Source organism: Bacillus sp. WC2503, assembly GCF_052682895.1.
Genome location: NZ_JBQYMD010000001.1, coordinates 768306 through 786482, shown reverse-complemented (window position 1 = coordinate 786482; position 18177 = coordinate 768306). Strand labels below are relative to the sequence as shown.

Here is an 18177-nt window from a genome sequence, read left to right as displayed (position 1 = left end):
TTCATAATTATTTTAATGATTTTTATTTATATTGAAATAATATTTTATATACTAATCTTCCCATGACTTAATTTCACCTTCACCTATTTCCCATAGGAAATTTAAGCTCTCTCTAATAATTCAGCATCACCTCTTCTATATTTTTTCATTTTTGCAACCTCTTTTTCAATTGCAAATTCCGCCGAATAATATTTTTATATACAATTAATCTTATTAAACGTCTGTTTTTTATAGAATACTAATTCCGTTCCCTACTTTATATTACAAAAAAGAATAAAAAACAAAAAACCAACCGTTCGGTTGGTTTTTTATCTCCTACTATAATGCGTTGTATCAATACCGCGCTGCATTAACCAATGATACGTTTCGCCCTTTACAACAAGAGGTACAGATTGCAACTCTTCTATCGTCTTCGCACCAAGAGCTGTCATAATAAATTTTAAATCTGTATGTAAAAGATCAATTTCACCCACTAACTTCTCGATACCATCTTGCATTAAAATACGTAAAAAGTATCCAGCAAATGCGGTTGTATTCGCCCCTAATGCGATTGCCTTCGCCACGTCAAGCGCTGTTTGTATGCCCCCAGATGCAATAAAAGAGAGGTTGTTATTTGTAGAGGTTGCTTCAATAATCGAGGTAGTTGTTTGTATGCCCCAGTTATTAAAATAAGAAAGCATTCGCTGTCTTCTTTCATTTTCAACAGCAGCAAAATTTGTACCACCTTGTCCACCAATATCAATTGCCGTTACACCTATACTCACTAACTGTTGCACTGTTTCCTTACTCATCCCAAATCCAACTTCTTTTACAATGACAGGAATTTTACTCTTTAAAACAATTTGTTCAATCCGCTGAAGTACCCCCGTAAAATCACGATCTCCTTCAGGCATCGTTAACTCTTGTATAACATTTAAATGAATTTGTAGTGCGTTTGCTTCAATCATATCAACGGCACGCTCTGCCTGTTCGACAGTTGCCTCACTACCTAAATTCGCAAAGAAAATCCCATTTGGATTTATCTTTCTAACGACCTTATAAGAAGCCGCCTCACGCTCATCTTTTAACGCTGCCATTTGCGAACCTACAGCCATAGCGAGATTATGATGTTTCGCTACATATGCTAGTTGCTCATTAATATGTAACGTTTGCTCTCCTCCACCACCAGTCATCGCATTGATAAAAATCGGCGAACTTAGTGAAAGTTCGCCGATTTTTGTTTCACATGTTATAGTATCATAACTTGAATTTGGCAAGCTTTGATGCACAAAATCAATATCATGAAAGCCATGCGTACGAGACTGACCAGTAGAAAGAGCATATTCAATATGATCTAATTTACGTTTTGCCCTTACCACTCGTACCCCTCTTTATTTCTTTAATTTTTTCAGTTGTTCACCAATAATATCACTTAATTGGAAAGTAGCAGAATCAGCATTTGGCTCATATTTGCTATAATCTTCTGTTACATTATTTTCTTCAAGTGCTTCTTTTATACTTAAAGAAATACGTTTTTCCGCTACATGTACTTCAAGTACTTTCACTTTTACTTCTTGTCCCATTTCCAATACTTCATTTGGATTTTTCACGTGACGATTTGCAATTTGAGATACGTGCACAAGCCCTTCAACGCCAGGTAAAATTTCAACGAAAGCACCGAATGTAACTAGACGTTTTACTACTCCCTCACGAATATCACCAGCTTTTATTTCACCAGCAACATTTTCCCAAGGTCCCGGCTGAGCTGCTTTAATTGATAAAGAGATACGTTGCGTATCAGCATCAACAGATAGCACCTTTACCTTTACCTTTTGACCTTGCTCTAGCACTTCAGATGGTTGCTCCACACGTTCGTGTGAAATTTGCGAAATGTGAACTAAACCGTCCACACCACCAACGTTAACGAAAGCACCAAAATCCGTTAATCGTTGTACTGTTCCTTCAACAATATCCCCTTCTTTTAACGAAGAGATTGCTTCTTTTTTCTTAGAATCTAGTTCTAATTCTACTACCGCTTTATGCGAAAGGATTACACGATTTTTTTCGCGGTCTAATTCAACAATTTTTACCGCTAATGTTTTTCCTTTATAGTCAGAAAAGTCTTCTACATAATGTACTTCTACAAGTGAAGCTGGGATAAAACCACGAACGCCTAGGTCCACAACTAATCCACCATTCACGATATCTTTTACAGTAACATCAAATACATGACCAGAAGTAAATTTCTCTTGTAATTCTACCCATGCTTTTTCTGCATCAACAGCACGTTTAGATAAAACAAGATCATCTTCTTCTAATTTAATAATTTTCAATTCTAGTGTTTGATCTAATTCTACAACATCGCTTGCTTTTTCAATATGAACGTTAGCTAATTCACTAATTGGAATTACGCCATCTGTTTTGTATCCAACATTTACAAGCACTTGTTTTTCTTCAACCTTCGTTACAGAACCTGTAACAACGTCACCAACTTGTAATTCTTTTGAATCCATAACTTCTTCATTCATTTTCTCTACCATGGAAATACCTCCCTACAGAATTGACAAAGCATTTTTATGTATATACGAAATGAAAACAAATGTTTTCATTTGCATGTTTAAGAATTTATCATCACATACTCTTTTTCAATAGCATTCATAAGAAAATATATTAATCCTATATAAATAGTATACAGCAAAATCATCTTGAAGAAAGTATGTTTTGAAATATAATAGCGAATATATTCTGACAGTTTTATTCCTCTTTAACTAACTTCTTATAAATCGGCTCATTTGTCAAGGAAAGAGACTCACAATTCACGTATCCTTTACATTTCTATACAAACAAAAAAAGAAAGAGGATAATCCCCTTTCTTTATTTCGCAAATACTCCTGAAACAATACCCATAATTTTTTGGACGACTTCTTCAATTGATAAAGAAGTTGTATCTAATTCCAATGCATCATCAGCCTTTTTTAGAGGAGAAACTTCGCGTTCTGAATCCAATTTATCACGCTGAGCAATTTCTTCTTGTAACTGCTCTAAATTAGAATCGAAACCTTTATTTATATTTTCTAAATGTCTTCTTTCCGCTCTTTCTTCTACAGAAGCAAGCATAAAGATTTTCACTTCAGCATCTGGTAACACATGTGTACCAATATCACGGCCATCCATTACAACGCCGCCTTTTTCCGCTAATTCTTGTTGACGACGAACCATTTCTTCACGAACAAGACGATGCTTTGCCACAATAGATACTCGATTCGTCACATCAGGCGTACGAATAACTTCCGAAACATCTTGTCCATTTAAAAATACAAGTTGTGTATTTTCTCCTTGTTGAAATTCAATATTCACATTTTTTACAACTTCCATTAGCTTTTCTTCATTTTCAATATCCACTTTTTGTTCAAGGGCTGCATATGTAATAGCACGGTACATTGCGCCTGTATCAATATAAACGTAAGAAAGCTTCTTTGCCACAACTTTTGCAACTGTACTTTTCCCAGCAGCTGCTGGACCATCTATAGCAATTGAAATTCGTTTATCCATTGTAACACCTCATTTTTTCACTTATAAAACAAAACGAAAAGCAGGTATTCATCCCTGCTTCTTCTCATTTGCTTCACGTCATTAAATCCTCAATTATTGTAGCATAATCCTTCCTAGAAGAAAACGAAAACTACCTACTCACCTGTAAGATTTCTTCTTTATTTTTCGCGACGACACCTTCATAATAAACAATTTTAGATAGATATTTTATTGATGACTTATGTATAAATAACAATTGCACAACACAAAGACAAATAAATTGAATTATTAATATACGAATGATAATTTTCTCCACCTTCTTCAAGATATCCACTCCTTCCCACCATATACTTACACATTACATTTCATGATTTTATACAACGTACATAGCGCAATTAAATTTATTGTCATATTCCAAGCATGCTTTTATACATTTTCATTGTCGAATTTACTCAAAACATGTTATGTTCTAAATGTATTTTTCAACTTGAAAGGGGTATAAGCATTGAAAAGAATCCTAGTTTTACACACAGGTGGAACAATTGCAATGGAGGAAGATAAAGAAACTGGGGTCATACAACCAGGAGAAAAAAATCCTCTTTTAAAATTCATTCCTGATTTAGAAGGCGATGTTGATTTAATCGTTGAAGATGTGTTCCATCTACCATCTCCTCATATGACACCAAGCGAGATGTTACAATTACAAGTCATCATTGATGAAAGAGTAAAACAAGACAACATTCATGGCGTAGTCATTACGCATGGTACGGATACATTAGAAGAAACCGCATATTTCCTAGATTTAACAGTCAAAGCAACTATTCCAATCGTAGTAACAGGCGCAATGCGTTCTAGTAATGAATTAGGTGCTGATGGTCTATATAACTTCTTATCAGCTGTAAAAGTAGCTAGCAGTAATGAAGCTGCAGAAAAAGGTGTTCTAGTCGTATTAAACGACGAAATTCATTGCGCTACAAATGTAACGAAAACACATACAAGTAATGTTGCAACATTCCAAAGTCCACAATATGGACCAATTGGAATGGTAACAAAACGTGGTGTTGTTTTCCATCACGCTTTAGTACATCATGAAACGTATACAGTAAATAACATCTCTAAAAACGTAGTTGTTCTAAAAGCATATGCTGGTATGGATGATACATTGTTAGCAGCAATTGAAAACCTTCCAGTTGACGGAATTGTCATTGAAGCGCTTGGACAAGGTAATTTGCCTCCACGTACACTCCCTAGTTTAGAACGATTAATAAGCAAAGGAATTCCAGTCGTATTAGTTTCACGTTGCTTCAATGGTATCGTTCAAGACGTATATTCATATGAAGGTGGCGGCAAACAATTAAAAGATATGGGCGTTATATTCACATACGGCTTAAACGCTCAAAAAGCACGTATTAAATTACTAGTCGCATTAGAGAATACAAAATCACATGAAACAATCCAAAATATGTTTATGCACGAATAAAAAAAGCTGTCGAATTTTTCGACAGCTTCTTTTTATTTTTCTCTCGACGCAATGGTTTGCGCAATCGCATCTCCATGAAATCTACCGTTCTCGATAAATATTTCATTTGCATTATTCCCAGCGGCAATTACACCTGCAATGAAAATATTTTCAGTGTTTGTTTCCATTCTATCCTCTGTATAAATCGGACGCCCAGTTTCTTCATCAATTCGAACGCCCATCTCCGTTAAGAAACTATGATCAGGATGGTAACCCGTCATCGCAAATACAAAATCATTTTGGATTGTAAATGCCCCGTCATCAACGGTATACGTTAATGTATGTTCAGTAATTTCTTTCACATGAGCCCCAAAATGCATTTGAATTGTACCGTTTCGTACTAACGCCTCAAATTCCGGTAAAATCCACGGCTTAATGCTCGGCGAGTACTCACTTCCACGATACAGTACCGTTACACGCGCTCCTGCTTTAACAAGTTCCAACGCAGCGTCTATACTTGAGTTTTTTCCACCTATAACTACTACATCTCGATCAAAATAAGGATGTCCTTCTTTAAAATAGTGAGCTACTTTCTTCAGTTCCTCACCTGGAACATTCATATAATTTGGATTGTCATAATATCCAGTGGCTACAACAATATATTTCGCTATATATATTTCTTTATGTCCGTCACGTTTCGCCGTCTCAACCTTAAAAACTTCTCCATCTTTTTGAACTTTCTCTACTCGTTCGAAAGCATTTATGCGTACAGATTTACGCTTTACTACTTCGCGATAATACGCAAGTGCTTGATTTCGAACTGGCTTACGGTTTTCGGTAATAAAAGCTACTTCACCAATTTCTAATTTTTCACTAGAGGAGAAAAATGTTTGATGAGTTGGATAATTATAAATCGCATTTACAATGTTTCCTTTTTCAATTACTAACGGATTAATCCCTACCTTTTGCAACGAAATTGCTGCTGCTAATCCGCACGGACCGCCTCCAATTATGATAGCTGTTTCTTTCTGCATACTCGGTTCACTCCTAGTCTTCTACCTCTGCACTATTTATAAAAACAAGAAAAAACCTACTTACAACAGTAGGCACCTATCTTTATTGTATTCATTTTTCATACGTTTGTCATCTAAACGAAACGTACATCCGATAGACATCTGCTAAAAACTGTTGAAATTTAATACCTTGTTTCCCTAATACATTTTCAGGATCAATCTTTCTAGCTGGATCAAGTGTTTTATGTGATACGATATCTTTTTTCGGATTCAAGCCAAAGTTTTGACATAAATAAGCATGATACCATGTAAAACGCGTATACGCTTCCCAAAAGTTAACATCACCGCCATAACAAAGTTCCACACCAATGGCAGCCTTATTCGCATCATAACCATATAAGTCATTATCCGTCGACACACCATATCGAACATGATACGCAACTTCATTTATAGGAACAATTTCCAATATTGTTTTGTCATCTATAAATGTATGCGCCGAAGCTTTCGGTTGTATTTCATTAAAGTAATCCCGATTTCCTATTGCATTGCTACCAGGATTCCCTGTATCATGACTTACAATAAACCTTACTTTAGAAAGAGGAATTCCCGGTCGTGAACTTCCATATCCAATATAGTTACGCTCTATAGGAAACATCGCCATTACTACCAACTCCCGCTTTAGAAAATTACCTTACTTCCTTATATATGTATTCGGTAGCAATGTCCTTATCGCATATTTCTTACACGAAGAGAAAATCGAAAATATTTGATGTGAACACCATAAATAACAAAATACTTACAGCGACTCCATAAAAACCGTAAAACCAAACACAATCTTCTTTCGTATCTAAGCCGAAAAATTTATTTACTGATTGTAATAATGTGCCACGCTTACTTTTTTTGTTTCGTAATACTTCCACTCGTTCTACAACATCTGCTGGCATCATAAATCTTTGGTCTACTGTCATTTTCATCATTTATCTCTCCTTAAAATCATTTCCGTTTTGTTTATCTAAGGAGAGTATAGCACGTTTGTTCGTACAGAACAAGCGTTCTTTTATTTTTTTATTTTATTTTTCAACAAGCCAAGTAATAATCGTGAATATAAAAGCGATAATCGGCCCTACTACAACCACACCAAATATTAAAAACAATAAGCCTTCTCCGAACATCCGAACGACACTTGTTTTTCGGGCTTTCGTCGTTCTTGAGAGTTCTCCCTCTAAGCTCTTAACCTTTTCTTCTAATTGTTCTACTCGTTCCATCATTTCATTTTCCATATACAACACCTCACACTAATACTCCAACAAAAAAACGTGATTCCCTCGAAAGGAATCACGTTTTTTCACGATATAATATTATACCCAACCTCTGAAGCGACTTGCTTCAGCCATTTTACGAACACCAACCATATAAGCTGCTAAGCGCATGTTCACTTTACGAACTTGTGCTGTTTCATAAATAGAATCAAATGATCTTACCATTACTTTTTCTAAGCGTTGTTCTACTTCTTCTTCTGTCCAGTAGTAACCTTGGTTATTTTGTACCCACTCAAAGTAAGATACTGTAACTCCACCAGCACTTGCTAATACGTCTGGAACAAGTAAAATTCCGCGATCTGTTAAAATTTTAGTTGCTTCTAAAGTTGTTGGACCATTTGCAGCTTCAACAACAATTTTTGCTTTAATATTATTAGCATTTTCTTCTGTAATTTGGTTCTCAATTGCAGCTGGAACTAAAATATCGCAATCAAGTTCTAACAATTCTTTGTTTGAAATTGTATTATTAAATAGTTTTGTTACTGTACCGAAGCTATCACGACGGTCTAATAAATAATCAATATCTAATCCATTTGGATCATGTAATGCACCGTAAGCATCTGAAATTGCAATTACTTTCGCACCTGCATCATGCATAAATTTAGCTAAGAAGCTACCCGCATTACCGAACCCTTGAACAACAACACGCGCACCTTTAATATCAATGTCGCGTTTTTTTGCAGCTTCGCGAATACAAATTGTTACACCTTTCGCTGTTGCTGTTTCACGTCCGTGTGATCCACCTAATACAAGTGGCTTACCTGTAATAAATCCTGGTGAATTAAATTCATCAATACGGCTATACTCATCCATCATCCATGCCATAATTTGAGAGTTTGTAAATACGTCTGGAGCCGGAATATCTTTTGTAGGACCAACGATTTGGCTAATTGCTCGTACATAACCGCGGCTTAGTCTTTCTAATTCACGGAATGACATTTCACGTGGGTCACAGATAATTCCACCTTTACCTCCACCATACGGTAAATCAACAATACCACATTTTAAACTCATCCAGATCGAAAGTGCTTTCACTTCATTTTCTGTTACATTCGGATGGAAGCGAATTCCACCTTTCGTTGGACCAACAGCATCATTATGTTGCGCACGATATCCTGTAAATATTTTAACAGTCCCGTCATCCATACGAACTGGTATTTTCACTGTCATCATACGAATTGGTTCTTTTAATAATTCATATACTTCGTTTGGATAACCCAATTTTTCTAATGCTTCACTAATAACAATTTGTGTCGAATTCAATAGTTCAAAATGTTGTTCCCTTTGTTGTTGTGTTTTTGTTTGAGTTCCCTTTTCGGCTACCATAGTAAGTAAACCCCCTGTAATTTCACTTGTTTAGTAAACCTTCATTGCCTAGTATACACCGTTAAATTTGGAATGCAATAGAAAACGCTAACAAATATATACAACTTATTTCGTATTGCAAGCGTTTTCACTATTATTATAGTCCTTTTATTGCTTTTAGAAAAGTAAAATACTTAAATATTTAAATATTTTTTATCTCACTCGAATACAGCGTCGCGAAACGGTATATTTAATTAAGAAAACGTTTGTTTAAATATTTATAATTGACCCTAGCCTTACTCCTCTTATCCAAATAAAATACAAAACCCCAGCTATGTTATATTAGCTGAGGTTTTGCTTTTTCACAAAGTAATTGTATACTTGTTCAATTGCTTGAGAAGCCATTAATTCTTTACCATACTCCATTACACGGTAAATGGTTGCCGTAGACGGATTACCGTATTCTGCTAAAATAGCTATAAAATCCGCCTTCAATAATTGTATTTGCTCTTCTTCTTCCATCCAAAGATAGAAACGCCCATCCCATGTATATAACTTTCCGCCAGTTACACCAAGGTTATATAAGCGATTCGACAGGTTAATTACGTCGTCTAGTGTAGCAAACTCATAAAGTATGTGCTCGCTCTCATCTAGAGTCACTTGCATTTCAATAAACTCGTCACGGAACTCATCATCTGTATCCACTTCTTGATTTTCCTTCGTTACTATTACAACCATGCCTTGTGCTTGTAGAGAAAATACTTCAACTGCAATCGGACCATCTGCTTCAAATCCTAATTCTTTATTTGCTTCTTGCATCATATCACGAAATAGTTGCTGTACTTTCGGTGCATTTCTCCATAAATCCTCTTTCGTTAATCCTCGTTCAGATAAATCATCAAATGTTAGGAAAATTTTTATCTTATTATAATTTAATCGTTCCAGCCTCATCTCATACCCTCCCTACGTAACCATTGAATCTAATTTTTATTATATGAAATAGAAAATAGATGGTTCTTTCCGAACAACTATTCTAACATTTTTAACCATTCATCCCATTCTTCTTTCGTATCGCCGATTAGGATTGTTTGAATGTTCAACTGATCTCGAGCGCTTATTTCCCCTATAACCCCAACAGAAAGGTTCTCATTTTTTTCTTGCAATAAATCCCCAACATTCATCGCCCTTTTCAGTTCTAGGCCATTTTCAAAAGAGACAAATAAATGTTTTGGCTGTATTTGCTCAACCGCTAATAACATGCCATCTCCCTCTAAACTTGTCCTAATATGTATCGCCTCATATCCTTTTAAACGTAAATACATTGAGAAAATAAATCCTTTCAATGTATTATTTTCTAACACAATTACTTTGTGTATGGAAGAAAACGTTGAAGCATTATGATACACCATTCCTAGACGAGTTTGTAAAAATGATACGGCATATTGGAATTGCGTCATTGCAATCTCATTGTTATTTTTTAGTGTCAACAATTTGTTTGTCACTTGAAGAATAATACCGGTGATAACTTTTTCTGTTGAATAAATACTAAAAGCCTCATTTATTAATGCAGAAGTTGTAATTTCATCAAATTCTAACAAAGCTTGTAGTAAATCGTCCACTAAAACAACTTCTTTATCGTAATGTATTTCTTTTTGGGCATTACTCTGCAAACGATTCCCTTCTAATAACTGCACTGCTTGTCCAATCATCATACCGGAAGAAACCTTCTCCATTAACCATTTCAAAATTCGAATATGCTCTTCTGTATATAATCGATGCCCAGCTTGATTCCGCTTTGGGGCAATAATCTGATATCGCCTTTCCCATGCACGAAGCGTACTCGGTTGAACTCCAATAATATTCGAAACAGCTTTTATATTATATTTTCCATTTAGAGTTGGCATCATTTCCCTCCACATAACGTAATAATATGTGTTTGAGCAGGTGCTCGAAAACGAAGTGGAATCAATGTTGTTCCGTATCCATTACTAACAAAGAGAGTCGTATTTGAATGATTATATACGCCACCTTTTAAATATTTTTCAGATGGGAATAATCGAATCTGTCCTCCATGTGTATGTCCACTTAACACAAGTGAAATTTGTTCTTTTCCAGACATTTTTTTTATTATATCAGGGTTGTGACTAATTAAAATACGAAATCCCTCTTCTTTACAATCAGCCAATGCTAAGTCTAAACGATCACGTTCCAATCCAACATCATCTACACCGAGTAAGCAAATTTTCTCTCCTAACTCAGATTCAAATACAACTCTTGTATTATCTAAAACTTTCACATTATTTTCTAATAGCAACGCATCTAATTCATGGTATTCAATCTCATAGTCATTATTTCCCCATACAAAATATACAGGAGCTATCGCTCTTAACTTTTGAATATTTGCAGAGATTTTTGATAAAGGTACGCCCTTTTCCGCTAAATCACCACCAATAATAACGAGATCTACTTTTCCCTTTATTCGCTCAATTAACGAATCTGAAACGACTCTTCTATGAATATCAGAAATAAAAAACATATTCATCTGTTGAAAACTTTGCGGGAATTCTTTAAATTCTAAAGTATGTTCCAATACCGTATTACGCATCGCTTCTTTATACATTACAAGAAGAAATATTATACCTATACATATGAGAGTACTTAATATTGTAATCCATATCATATTTTTACTCCCCTACTCATAAAGATAATCCTCAGTTTTTATAACAAGCTACGAATTGCTTAGTTTACTAGCTCTCTTGTTTTACGGACTTATCTTTTATCGGAATTTTTAATTCTTGACCTGCACTCACTTCATCTTCTTCTAAGTTATTATACTTTTTAATAACTTCAATCCCACTTTCATCTGAAAAATATTGCTTCGCTATACTTTCTAAAGTTTCTCCCTTTTTCACAGTATGCGTTACCACCTTCTCAGATTGTTTCTGAGTTTCAGATTTGGCTGAATCAAAAAAAATTACTTCAAACGCACTTTTACCAGCATTACTACTATCACTTTTCACCTGAATATATTTATCCGTATACCATAAAATACTAATTGGTAGTAATATGAATAGACACGTTAATACTCGGACAAAAATGTGATTCATTTTAAACTTTTGCTTTTTCTCTTTATTTCTATGAAGTTCACTTCGCGGCGGTAAACTTTCATCTTCTTCCACTTGCTCAACTTCTAATTCCTCTTCAAAATCAGGAATTCGTTTCCTCATGTTGTTCACCACCACCTTCCATTTATTTTCTTAGTTGGAGTCCCATTATAAAATCAACAAGAAAGTGTGCAAAGATTGTTATAAATAAATTCCCTGTCCATTCAAATACATAACCAAAGACAAAACTAATAAAACATACGAAACAAAACAAAAATGGCTTTGTTATATACCGAATATGTAAGACTGCAAATACTAAACTTGCTATTATAATTCCGAAATGAGTCTGCATTACACCTCTAAATAAAAATTCTTCTGCAAAGCCAATAACGAACGTAATAACGAGTAAATGCATAACTGACATTCCTTGAAACATCTTATCGTTAATACCACCATCATCAAACCAAGACTCTGGAAATACTCGCATTGCAACATAATCTAATAACACAATACCAATCGCTAATAAACTACCTACTATAAGTATTCGTACAGGTTCCCACTTCCAAAGACTAAAAACTTCTTTTGTATCTCGAAATAATATATATGCTAGCAAACAACCAATACCAATAATAATTAGCTGTGTTATATACAGATTCAGCCTTATTTCTTTCGGACTCATATCTTCAACATTATGCCTTTGAATGTTCATCATTCCTCCATCTTCTCTAGGCCGAAAAGCTTTTGTAACTCTGTTTCCCAATTATAGTCGAAATCGGATTGTTGCGCTCGTCTTTTTTTATACTCCGTTTTTGTAATACCACAATAATCGCAGCAATTTTTTAACTCTGTCTCTTTTCTATAACCGAACTGTTGAAGCACATATTCACGCCTACATCCTTTAACTTGTATCCATGACTTCATGTTTTCTAGCTCACTATATTTATTACGCAATCTTATTTCTACTTCAGCTATTAATCTGTTCATGATTTCATCTGACAAGCTCTCTAATATTAGTTTTCGCCGTTGTATGATCCCAAGCCGTTCGAGATGATAGCGGATGAAACGCCAATATTGTTCATTAAATCTTGCTGCATTATAACAAATTTCTTCTACATCTTCTATTGGTAATTCTTTCGTTTGAAACATTCTTTCTTGTAGTAAAGAAAATAAAAATTGTATTTGCGACTTACTTGGCAATTCATCTTCAATAATTGAAATTGGCAAATCGTGATCCAACGGACTACATAATAAAAAGGCTATACTCGGTTCGCCATCTCTTCCAGCTCTTCCGATTTCTTGTAAGTAGGAAGCTATATTAGTCGGATAATGGAAATGAATAATATATCTCGTATTCGACTTATTTACTCCCATACCAAAAGCACTTGTGCATATTACAATTTGCAATTGGTCATTCATAAATTGCTGCTGAATTAACATACGCTCTTCATGTTCCATACCACCATGATAAAAAGCCACACCAGTACAGCCTTTTCCTCTTAAATATTCCGTTAAACGTTCTGTCCATGCTCTACTTGAACAATATACAATCCCTGGCCCCTGTAAATACATCACATGTTCCAAAAGTGCTTCTTTCTTCTCTTCTATCGTCTCTATAAATTGCACTTCCATTGCAATATTTGGACGATCAATAGAGTATGCATGCTGCGAGACATTCTTTAAACTTAAACTCTCTGCTATATCTTGCAGTACATCCTTTGTCGCTGTCGCTGTTAATGCTAGTACCGTAGGAGATCCAATGTTCTCAATTACTACGTTTAATTTTTTATAATCCGGTCTAAAATCATACCCCCACTGCGAAATACAATGGGCCTCATCCACAACAAACATTGAAATATGAATTTTCTTCAATTCTCTTATTAATAAATCCGATTGCAACATTTCTGGAGACACAAAAATAAATTTATAAAAAGCCAATTTTTTCATCGCTTCTCTTTTTTCACTTAATGTCCGAAAACTATTAAATGCAATCACTCGATTTTTCACAACATACTTTAATTGTGTAACTTGATCTTCCATTAAAGATAATAGTGGTGATACAACAAGCACTGTTCCTCCTTGCATTAGCCCTGGGAGTTGATAGCACATAGATTTCCCTCTTCCAGTCGGAAGCATCGCTATAACATCTTTTCCTTCTAATAAGTCTGTAATAACTTCTTTTTGTCCTTGACGAAATTCAGAATATCCAAACCACTTATATAAATATTCCTCAAGTTTCATTTATACCCTCCATCCGTGCCAATACAAGACGGACTTCAAAATAAGATATCTCTTCCCCAACCGCTTGTTTCAAGACACGTAACTTACGTGTTTGTAATGTCTCAATTACTTCTTTTACTTTATCTATTTTGTCTTTCTCCATAAACATCTCAATTGAAAATTCTTTTTCTCGTAAAGCGATTTCTACAAAATGATCTTCTATCGTTGCAACCTTCAAATTCCGAATTGTTGCTATTTCTTCCAGAAAGCGTCCTTGTCTCCAAAGATTATATGTTTTTTTCGTAGATATGCTAAATAAATCAGCCTTCTCATTTGGATAAGATATAATTTCAGCTAATAACGGAAACTCACTTTCTTTATTACGAACTTCTTGAATAATGAAATGAATTGTACCCCAAAATAAAAAATACACTCGAAATACATCTTGTTTCGTAATTTCCGCTAATTGTTGCAACGTACAACCGATGCGTTTATAGCCCGTTAAGCGATATGTTACGATTGTCGCCTCTAATGGTTTATTTTTTTGTAAAAGAGTATACATCTCCTTCCACAACCTTTTAGCCAATTCACTTCTCATATATGGTATTCCAGTGAGAAAACGTTTCACCCACATCATTATTTCTGTATCTTGCTGAATTGGAATAAATTTCGTATTCACCTGTTGTAAATTCGAAATGGTTTGAACGATTAATGATAATCTCTTCCAAAACGTTTCACCTATTTCACCATAGTGTAAACCATGTAAACACGTCGGAAAAGCAAAGTCATCTTTCCATTTGTTTAATTGCATGTTACCAGCAGTCGTTACTACGTATGTATTTTCATGTATAGATTGAACTAAATCCGTTTGTACCAACTTTGCAACTTCTTGATCATAATCAGCTCTATTCAAAGATTTATAAATCCCAAACAAAAAAGAAATTTGAAACATCTTCCCATCTTGTAATGTTTGCGATGACCTCTTTCCTTTTAATAAATAATAAATAGAAGAAACGGTCCTTTCGCCATTCAATTGTTTTAAACAATACAATAAAGTATATTGTAGTTGCATTACCGCTTCCCCTTTCCAATTTAACTTAATTCTTTTTCAATATGATTACAACGTCTACTGTTACTCATTAACCTTATCATATCGGTACCATATGCTTGTACATACTCTATTGTACCAAACGAAATAACATTTACGTATTTTGAAAATCTTATGACATAATTCAAAAATAAGTTGACACTCTAATTGATAAGCATTATCATTATAATTTTATGTTGAAAAGTTTTACAAACCGTTTTACAATAAGGTTATAATTTTTATGGCGAGCTTTTCACATACATATTATCAGGAGGGAAAAAAGATGGCAAAATATACAATCGTTGATAAAGATACTTGTATCGCATGTGGTGCTTGCGGCGCTGCTGCACCAGACATTTATGACTATGATGATGAAGGTATTGCATTTGTAACATTAGATGATAACCAAGGTATCGTTGAAATTCCAGATGTATTAATTGAAGATATGATGGATGCATTCGAAGGTTGTCCAACTGACTCAATTAAAGTTGCTGACGAATCATTTGACGGCGACGCTTTAAAATTCGAATAGTCTTTTATTAACTTCAAAAAATGCCCCTCATATTGATGAGGGGCATTTTTTGTTCCCTATTTTCATTCTACTTAACAAAAAACCATTAGTAGTTTCACACTACTAATGGTTTTATTTTATATGTTATGCATTTTTCATTTTTGCAAACACCCATACTTTCAGGCGTGAGAATAATGCTACAAATACAATTGTTACTACAATTCCTTTAATTAAATTAAACGGTAAGATCGCTGTTACAACAGTCGTTCTTATAGCCTCACTAGACATAGCAGGTGCATTTAAAAACCAAGTGTAAGCTGGGAATATGATGATATAGTTTAATACACTCATAATTAGCGCCATTGTAATTGTCCCTAACATTAGTCCTGTCGTTAAACTCTTTACAGTACGATACTTTCTAAATAAGAAAGCTGCTGGTCCAATAAATAAACATCCTGCAATAAAGTTTGCAATTTCTCCAACTGGCACTCCTACTAAACTACCTTGAATCCCGTAATGTAAAATATTCTTTATTCCCTCTACAATTATCCCCGCAATTGGTCCAAAAATAATTGCAGCAATTAGAGCTGGCACATCACTAAAATCAATTTTTAAAAATGGCGGAAGCCCTGGGAACGGGAAATCCAACATCATTAGTAAATATGCAATACTACTTAGCATTGCTATACTCACCATCTTTACTACACTGTTTTTTTGTTTCATCGTTCTCTCTCCTTTTCCATCGATCATCTCATGGAAAGTGGAAAGGTTCTGCTATGCCTATTTTTTCATAGAATGAAAAAACCCTTTGTGTTTTACACAAAGGGAGAATTTAAGGCACATCAAACAGACGTTCAAATTCCTATCTTTTTTGAACGCTTGAACCTCCATCTTCTCCCATCCAGACTATACTGTCGGCTTTGGAATCACACCAAATCCTGCCTTAACGGCTCGCGGGCTTAGAACGAAATCATAAATAGTTCATCACCGCCGGTCGGGATTTTCACCCTGCCCCGAAGATAGACCGATATTCTATTTTCCCCTTCATTATACAACAACCTAATAACATTGTGAACTAAAAAATTGTAACTTATTTAAAATTAGTTATTTATTTTTTATAACCCATTAATAATTGCAAAATATTTTACAATACACCCCATATTTTTTATTATTAGGCATTTCTCTTTTGAATTCCCTAGTCATATATAATGAAAAGTGATAAGATGTTGAATTGTTAAGATAAGAACATTTTCTGAGTTATGGAGGAAATGTCATGAAGAAAGATAAAAGACACTCTATTCGAGAAGCAATGAAAAAAAACTTAAGAAAAGAATACTTTTACTTAAAAAAAGAATTACTTTTCTACTGTCCAATTGATTTAGGCACATTCTCAAGCGAGACATACTATGCTGCTTTCGATGAAGATGGCATCAGTATTTATCAGTATGATAAAAAAACAGAAAGTAAATTAAAATTGTGCGAGCGTCATCCATGGAAGAGTTGGAATAAAGTGAAGGTTGATCACTATTTGACAACTTCTCAATTTATTTTTCAAGGTGAGCGTAACTGGATATTATCCCTTTTCCAAAAAGGAAAAGAAGCTCAAAAAATTATCGAAGAGCATACATCTTTACAAACAGAAGTTGTTTCTCGCTCTTTCTTAAAAAAACTTCCTGGTTTTCGTTCTAATACACCGTTGAATAAATACATCGGCAGCATTTGTTACACTGCACTTATTGCATTTTTATTAAAATGGATGATTCCATTTCAAGCACCACAAATCGCCCTGTACTCTCTTTCGATTGGTTGTATGCTTCTTGGCTTACTTTGTTTGACAATCGGTTTAATTGAACCGACTATTGTACTGTTTCGAACAAAAGAAAAAACAAGAACAAAAGTTTTTTACTTATATAGCTACTTAGCTATTTCTGGATTTATATGTGTCTTTATTTTTTGGTAAAAGAAGAGCTAGTTAAACTAGCTCTTCTTTACTTTACGTATAATTGTTGATTTGGATAAATTCGCTCTTGCTGCAATCCATTTTTTGCTTTTATTTCCTTAAGTGTCATACTAAATTTCCGTGCAATATTAACTAAAGTATCCCCTTTTTGTACGACATATAATGAGGAAGAAACAACTTCATTTCTTTGTTCATTTAAAACAAGTAATGGATTCATCGCATTCTTTTTCGCCATCGTCCATCTTCCTTGATGAAGTTCTAAATGTAAATGTGCACCTCGTGATTCTCCTGTGTTTCCTACTTCTCCAATTATTTCTCCTTTTGAAATATAATCCCCTTGAACTACGTGTCTCTTATTTAAATGTGCATACACAGCCTCATATTCTCCATGTTTAATAAATACAACGTTCCCATAACTATTTGAATAATAAGACTTTGTCACCTTGCCATCTTGAATAGCTGCCACAGGTACTCCGATCGGTGCAGCTATATCAATACCGTAGTGTTTTCCATGCCTTGTCCCAAAATAATCACTTATCTGTCCTTCCACAGGCCATGTCCATCGATTTTCTTCTGCGTAAACATGTAATTGAGATAAAAACAGTACAGTCAATAACATGACGCTACATTTTAACACTTTCATATACATCCTCCGTTTTCTAATTACCACCATACCTTCTCTATTTTGGTAT

General features: G+C 34.5%; 21 protein-coding genes and 1 riboswitch. Of the genes, 3 read left to right on the top strand and 18 right to left on the bottom strand.

The window, feature by feature from the left end; genetic code table 11:
* Positions 1-308 precede the first annotated feature (308 nt).
* From ACUN26_RS04245 to ACUN26_RS04230, 4 genes are all read right to left on the bottom strand, one after another.
* The gene (locus ACUN26_RS04245; RefSeq protein WP_000251050.1) at positions 309-1358 is read right to left on the bottom strand and encodes a type 2 isopentenyl-diphosphate Delta-isomerase; all 1050 of its coding nucleotides are present in this window, start codon (positions 1356-1358) and stop codon (positions 309-311) included.
* Between the two features lie 12 nt (positions 1359-1370).
* The gene (rpsA, locus tag ACUN26_RS04240) at positions 1371-2519 is read right to left on the bottom strand and encodes a 30S ribosomal protein S1 (protein WP_000229553.1); all 1149 of its coding nucleotides are present in this window, start codon (positions 2517-2519) and stop codon (positions 1371-1373) included.
* A 334-nt stretch (positions 2520-2853) separates the two neighbouring features.
* Entirely contained in the window at positions 2854-3531 is a 678-nt protein-coding gene (gene cmk, locus ACUN26_RS04235) for a (d)CMP kinase (RefSeq protein ID WP_000361259.1), read from the bottom strand.
* A gap of 130 nt (positions 3532-3661) precedes the next feature.
* Positions 3662-3835, bottom strand: a complete 174-nt coding sequence (locus tag ACUN26_RS04230) for a DUF5359 family protein (RefSeq protein WP_000754950.1) — start codon at positions 3833-3835, stop codon at positions 3662-3664.
* 180 nt (positions 3836-4015) lie between these two features.
* On the opposite strand from ACUN26_RS04230, the gene ansA reads away from it, so the two are divergent.
* A complete protein-coding gene (ansA, locus tag ACUN26_RS04225) occupies positions 4016-4990 on the top strand; it encodes an asparaginase (RefSeq protein ID WP_000821997.1) in 975 nt (324 codons plus the stop codon).
* A 32-nt stretch (positions 4991-5022) separates the two neighbouring features.
* Here ansA and ACUN26_RS04220 read toward each other — a convergent pair whose 3' ends face one another.
* The 12 genes from ACUN26_RS04220 to ACUN26_RS04165 all read right to left on the bottom strand — a co-directional run bounded on the left by ACUN26_RS04220 (position 5023) and on the right by ACUN26_RS04165 (position 14999).
* On the bottom strand, positions 5023-6003 hold the full coding sequence (locus ACUN26_RS04220; protein WP_001168500.1) for a YpdA family putative bacillithiol disulfide reductase: 981 nt from the start codon (positions 6001-6003) through the stop codon (positions 5023-5025).
* 109 nt (positions 6004-6112) lie between these two features.
* Positions 6113-6643, bottom strand: a complete 531-nt coding sequence (locus ACUN26_RS04215; protein WP_001240651.1) for a peptidoglycan recognition protein family protein — start codon at positions 6641-6643, stop codon at positions 6113-6115.
* Between the two features lie 79 nt (positions 6644-6722).
* On the bottom strand, positions 6723-6959 hold the full coding sequence (locus tag ACUN26_RS04210) for a DUF3961 domain-containing protein (protein ID WP_002038314.1): 237 nt from the start codon (positions 6957-6959) through the stop codon (positions 6723-6725).
* Positions 6960-7052: 93 nt separating this feature from the next.
* Positions 7053-7262 carry a hypothetical protein gene (locus ACUN26_RS04205; RefSeq protein ID WP_000426778.1) on the bottom strand — a complete coding sequence of 70 codons (210 nt, stop codon included), beginning with the start codon at positions 7260-7262 and terminating at the stop codon, positions 7053-7055.
* 78 nt (positions 7263-7340) lie between these two features.
* The gene (gene gudB, locus ACUN26_RS04200; RefSeq protein WP_000225171.1) at positions 7341-8627 is read right to left on the bottom strand and encodes an NAD-specific glutamate dehydrogenase; all 1287 of its coding nucleotides are present in this window, start codon (positions 8625-8627) and stop codon (positions 7341-7343) included.
* Positions 8628-8948: 321 nt separating this feature from the next.
* Positions 8949-9557 carry a genetic competence negative regulator gene (locus ACUN26_RS04195; RefSeq protein WP_001235404.1) on the bottom strand — a complete coding sequence of 203 codons (609 nt, stop codon included), beginning with the start codon at positions 9555-9557 and terminating at the stop codon, positions 8949-8951.
* Between the two features lie 77 nt (positions 9558-9634).
* Positions 9635-10510, bottom strand: coding sequence for a MerR family transcriptional regulator (locus ACUN26_RS04190; protein ID WP_001142655.1), 876 nt, complete (start codon positions 10508-10510; stop codon positions 9635-9637).
* A complete protein-coding gene (locus ACUN26_RS04185) occupies positions 10510-11286 on the bottom strand; it encodes a metallophosphoesterase (protein WP_000637912.1) in 777 nt (258 codons plus the stop codon). The genes ACUN26_RS04190 and ACUN26_RS04185 overlap by 1 nt, the downstream gene beginning before the upstream one ends.
* A gap of 67 nt (positions 11287-11353) precedes the next feature.
* Entirely contained in the window at positions 11354-11833 is a 480-nt protein-coding gene (locus tag ACUN26_RS04180) for a LysM peptidoglycan-binding domain-containing protein (RefSeq protein ID WP_001231536.1), read from the bottom strand.
* Between the two features lie 22 nt (positions 11834-11855).
* A complete protein-coding gene (locus tag ACUN26_RS04175) occupies positions 11856-12419 on the bottom strand; it encodes a CPBP family intramembrane glutamic endopeptidase (RefSeq protein ID WP_001025774.1) in 564 nt (187 codons plus the stop codon).
* Complete coding sequence (locus ACUN26_RS04170) at positions 12419-13948, bottom strand: RecQ family ATP-dependent DNA helicase (RefSeq protein ID WP_000762985.1); 1530 nt, start codon at positions 13946-13948, stop codon at positions 12419-12421. Before ACUN26_RS04170 ends, ACUN26_RS04175 begins: the two co-directional genes overlap by 1 nt.
* Entirely contained in the window at positions 13938-14999 is a 1062-nt protein-coding gene (locus ACUN26_RS04165) for a helix-turn-helix domain-containing protein (protein WP_001176977.1), read from the bottom strand. The genes ACUN26_RS04170 and ACUN26_RS04165 overlap by 11 nt, the downstream gene beginning before the upstream one ends.
* A gap of 298 nt (positions 15000-15297) precedes the next feature.
* On the opposite strand from ACUN26_RS04165, the gene ACUN26_RS04160 reads away from it, so the two are divergent.
* The gene (locus ACUN26_RS04160; RefSeq protein ID WP_001151993.1) at positions 15298-15546 is read left to right on the top strand and encodes a ferredoxin; all 249 of its coding nucleotides are present in this window, start codon (positions 15298-15300) and stop codon (positions 15544-15546) included.
* Positions 15547-15669: 123 nt separating this feature from the next.
* On the opposite strand, the gene ACUN26_RS04155 is transcribed toward ACUN26_RS04160, so the two are convergent.
* Positions 15670-16248 carry an ECF transporter S component gene (locus ACUN26_RS04155; protein ID WP_000810841.1) on the bottom strand — a complete coding sequence of 193 codons (579 nt, stop codon included), beginning with the start codon at positions 16246-16248 and terminating at the stop codon, positions 15670-15672.
* A gap of 162 nt (positions 16249-16410) precedes the next feature.
* Positions 16411-16550: riboswitch (FMN riboswitch) on the bottom strand.
* 248 nt (positions 16551-16798) lie between these two features.
* Between ACUN26_RS04155 and ACUN26_RS04150 the strand changes: the two genes are divergently transcribed.
* A complete protein-coding gene (locus tag ACUN26_RS04150) occupies positions 16799-17485 on the top strand; it encodes a hypothetical protein (RefSeq protein WP_000710843.1) in 687 nt (228 codons plus the stop codon).
* A 28-nt stretch (positions 17486-17513) separates the two neighbouring features.
* Here ACUN26_RS04150 and ACUN26_RS04145 read toward each other — a convergent pair whose 3' ends face one another.
* Positions 17514-18128, bottom strand: a complete 615-nt coding sequence (locus tag ACUN26_RS04145; RefSeq protein ID WP_000866135.1) for a peptidoglycan DD-metalloendopeptidase family protein — start codon at positions 18126-18128, stop codon at positions 17514-17516.
* Positions 18129-18177: the final 49 nt, after the last annotated feature.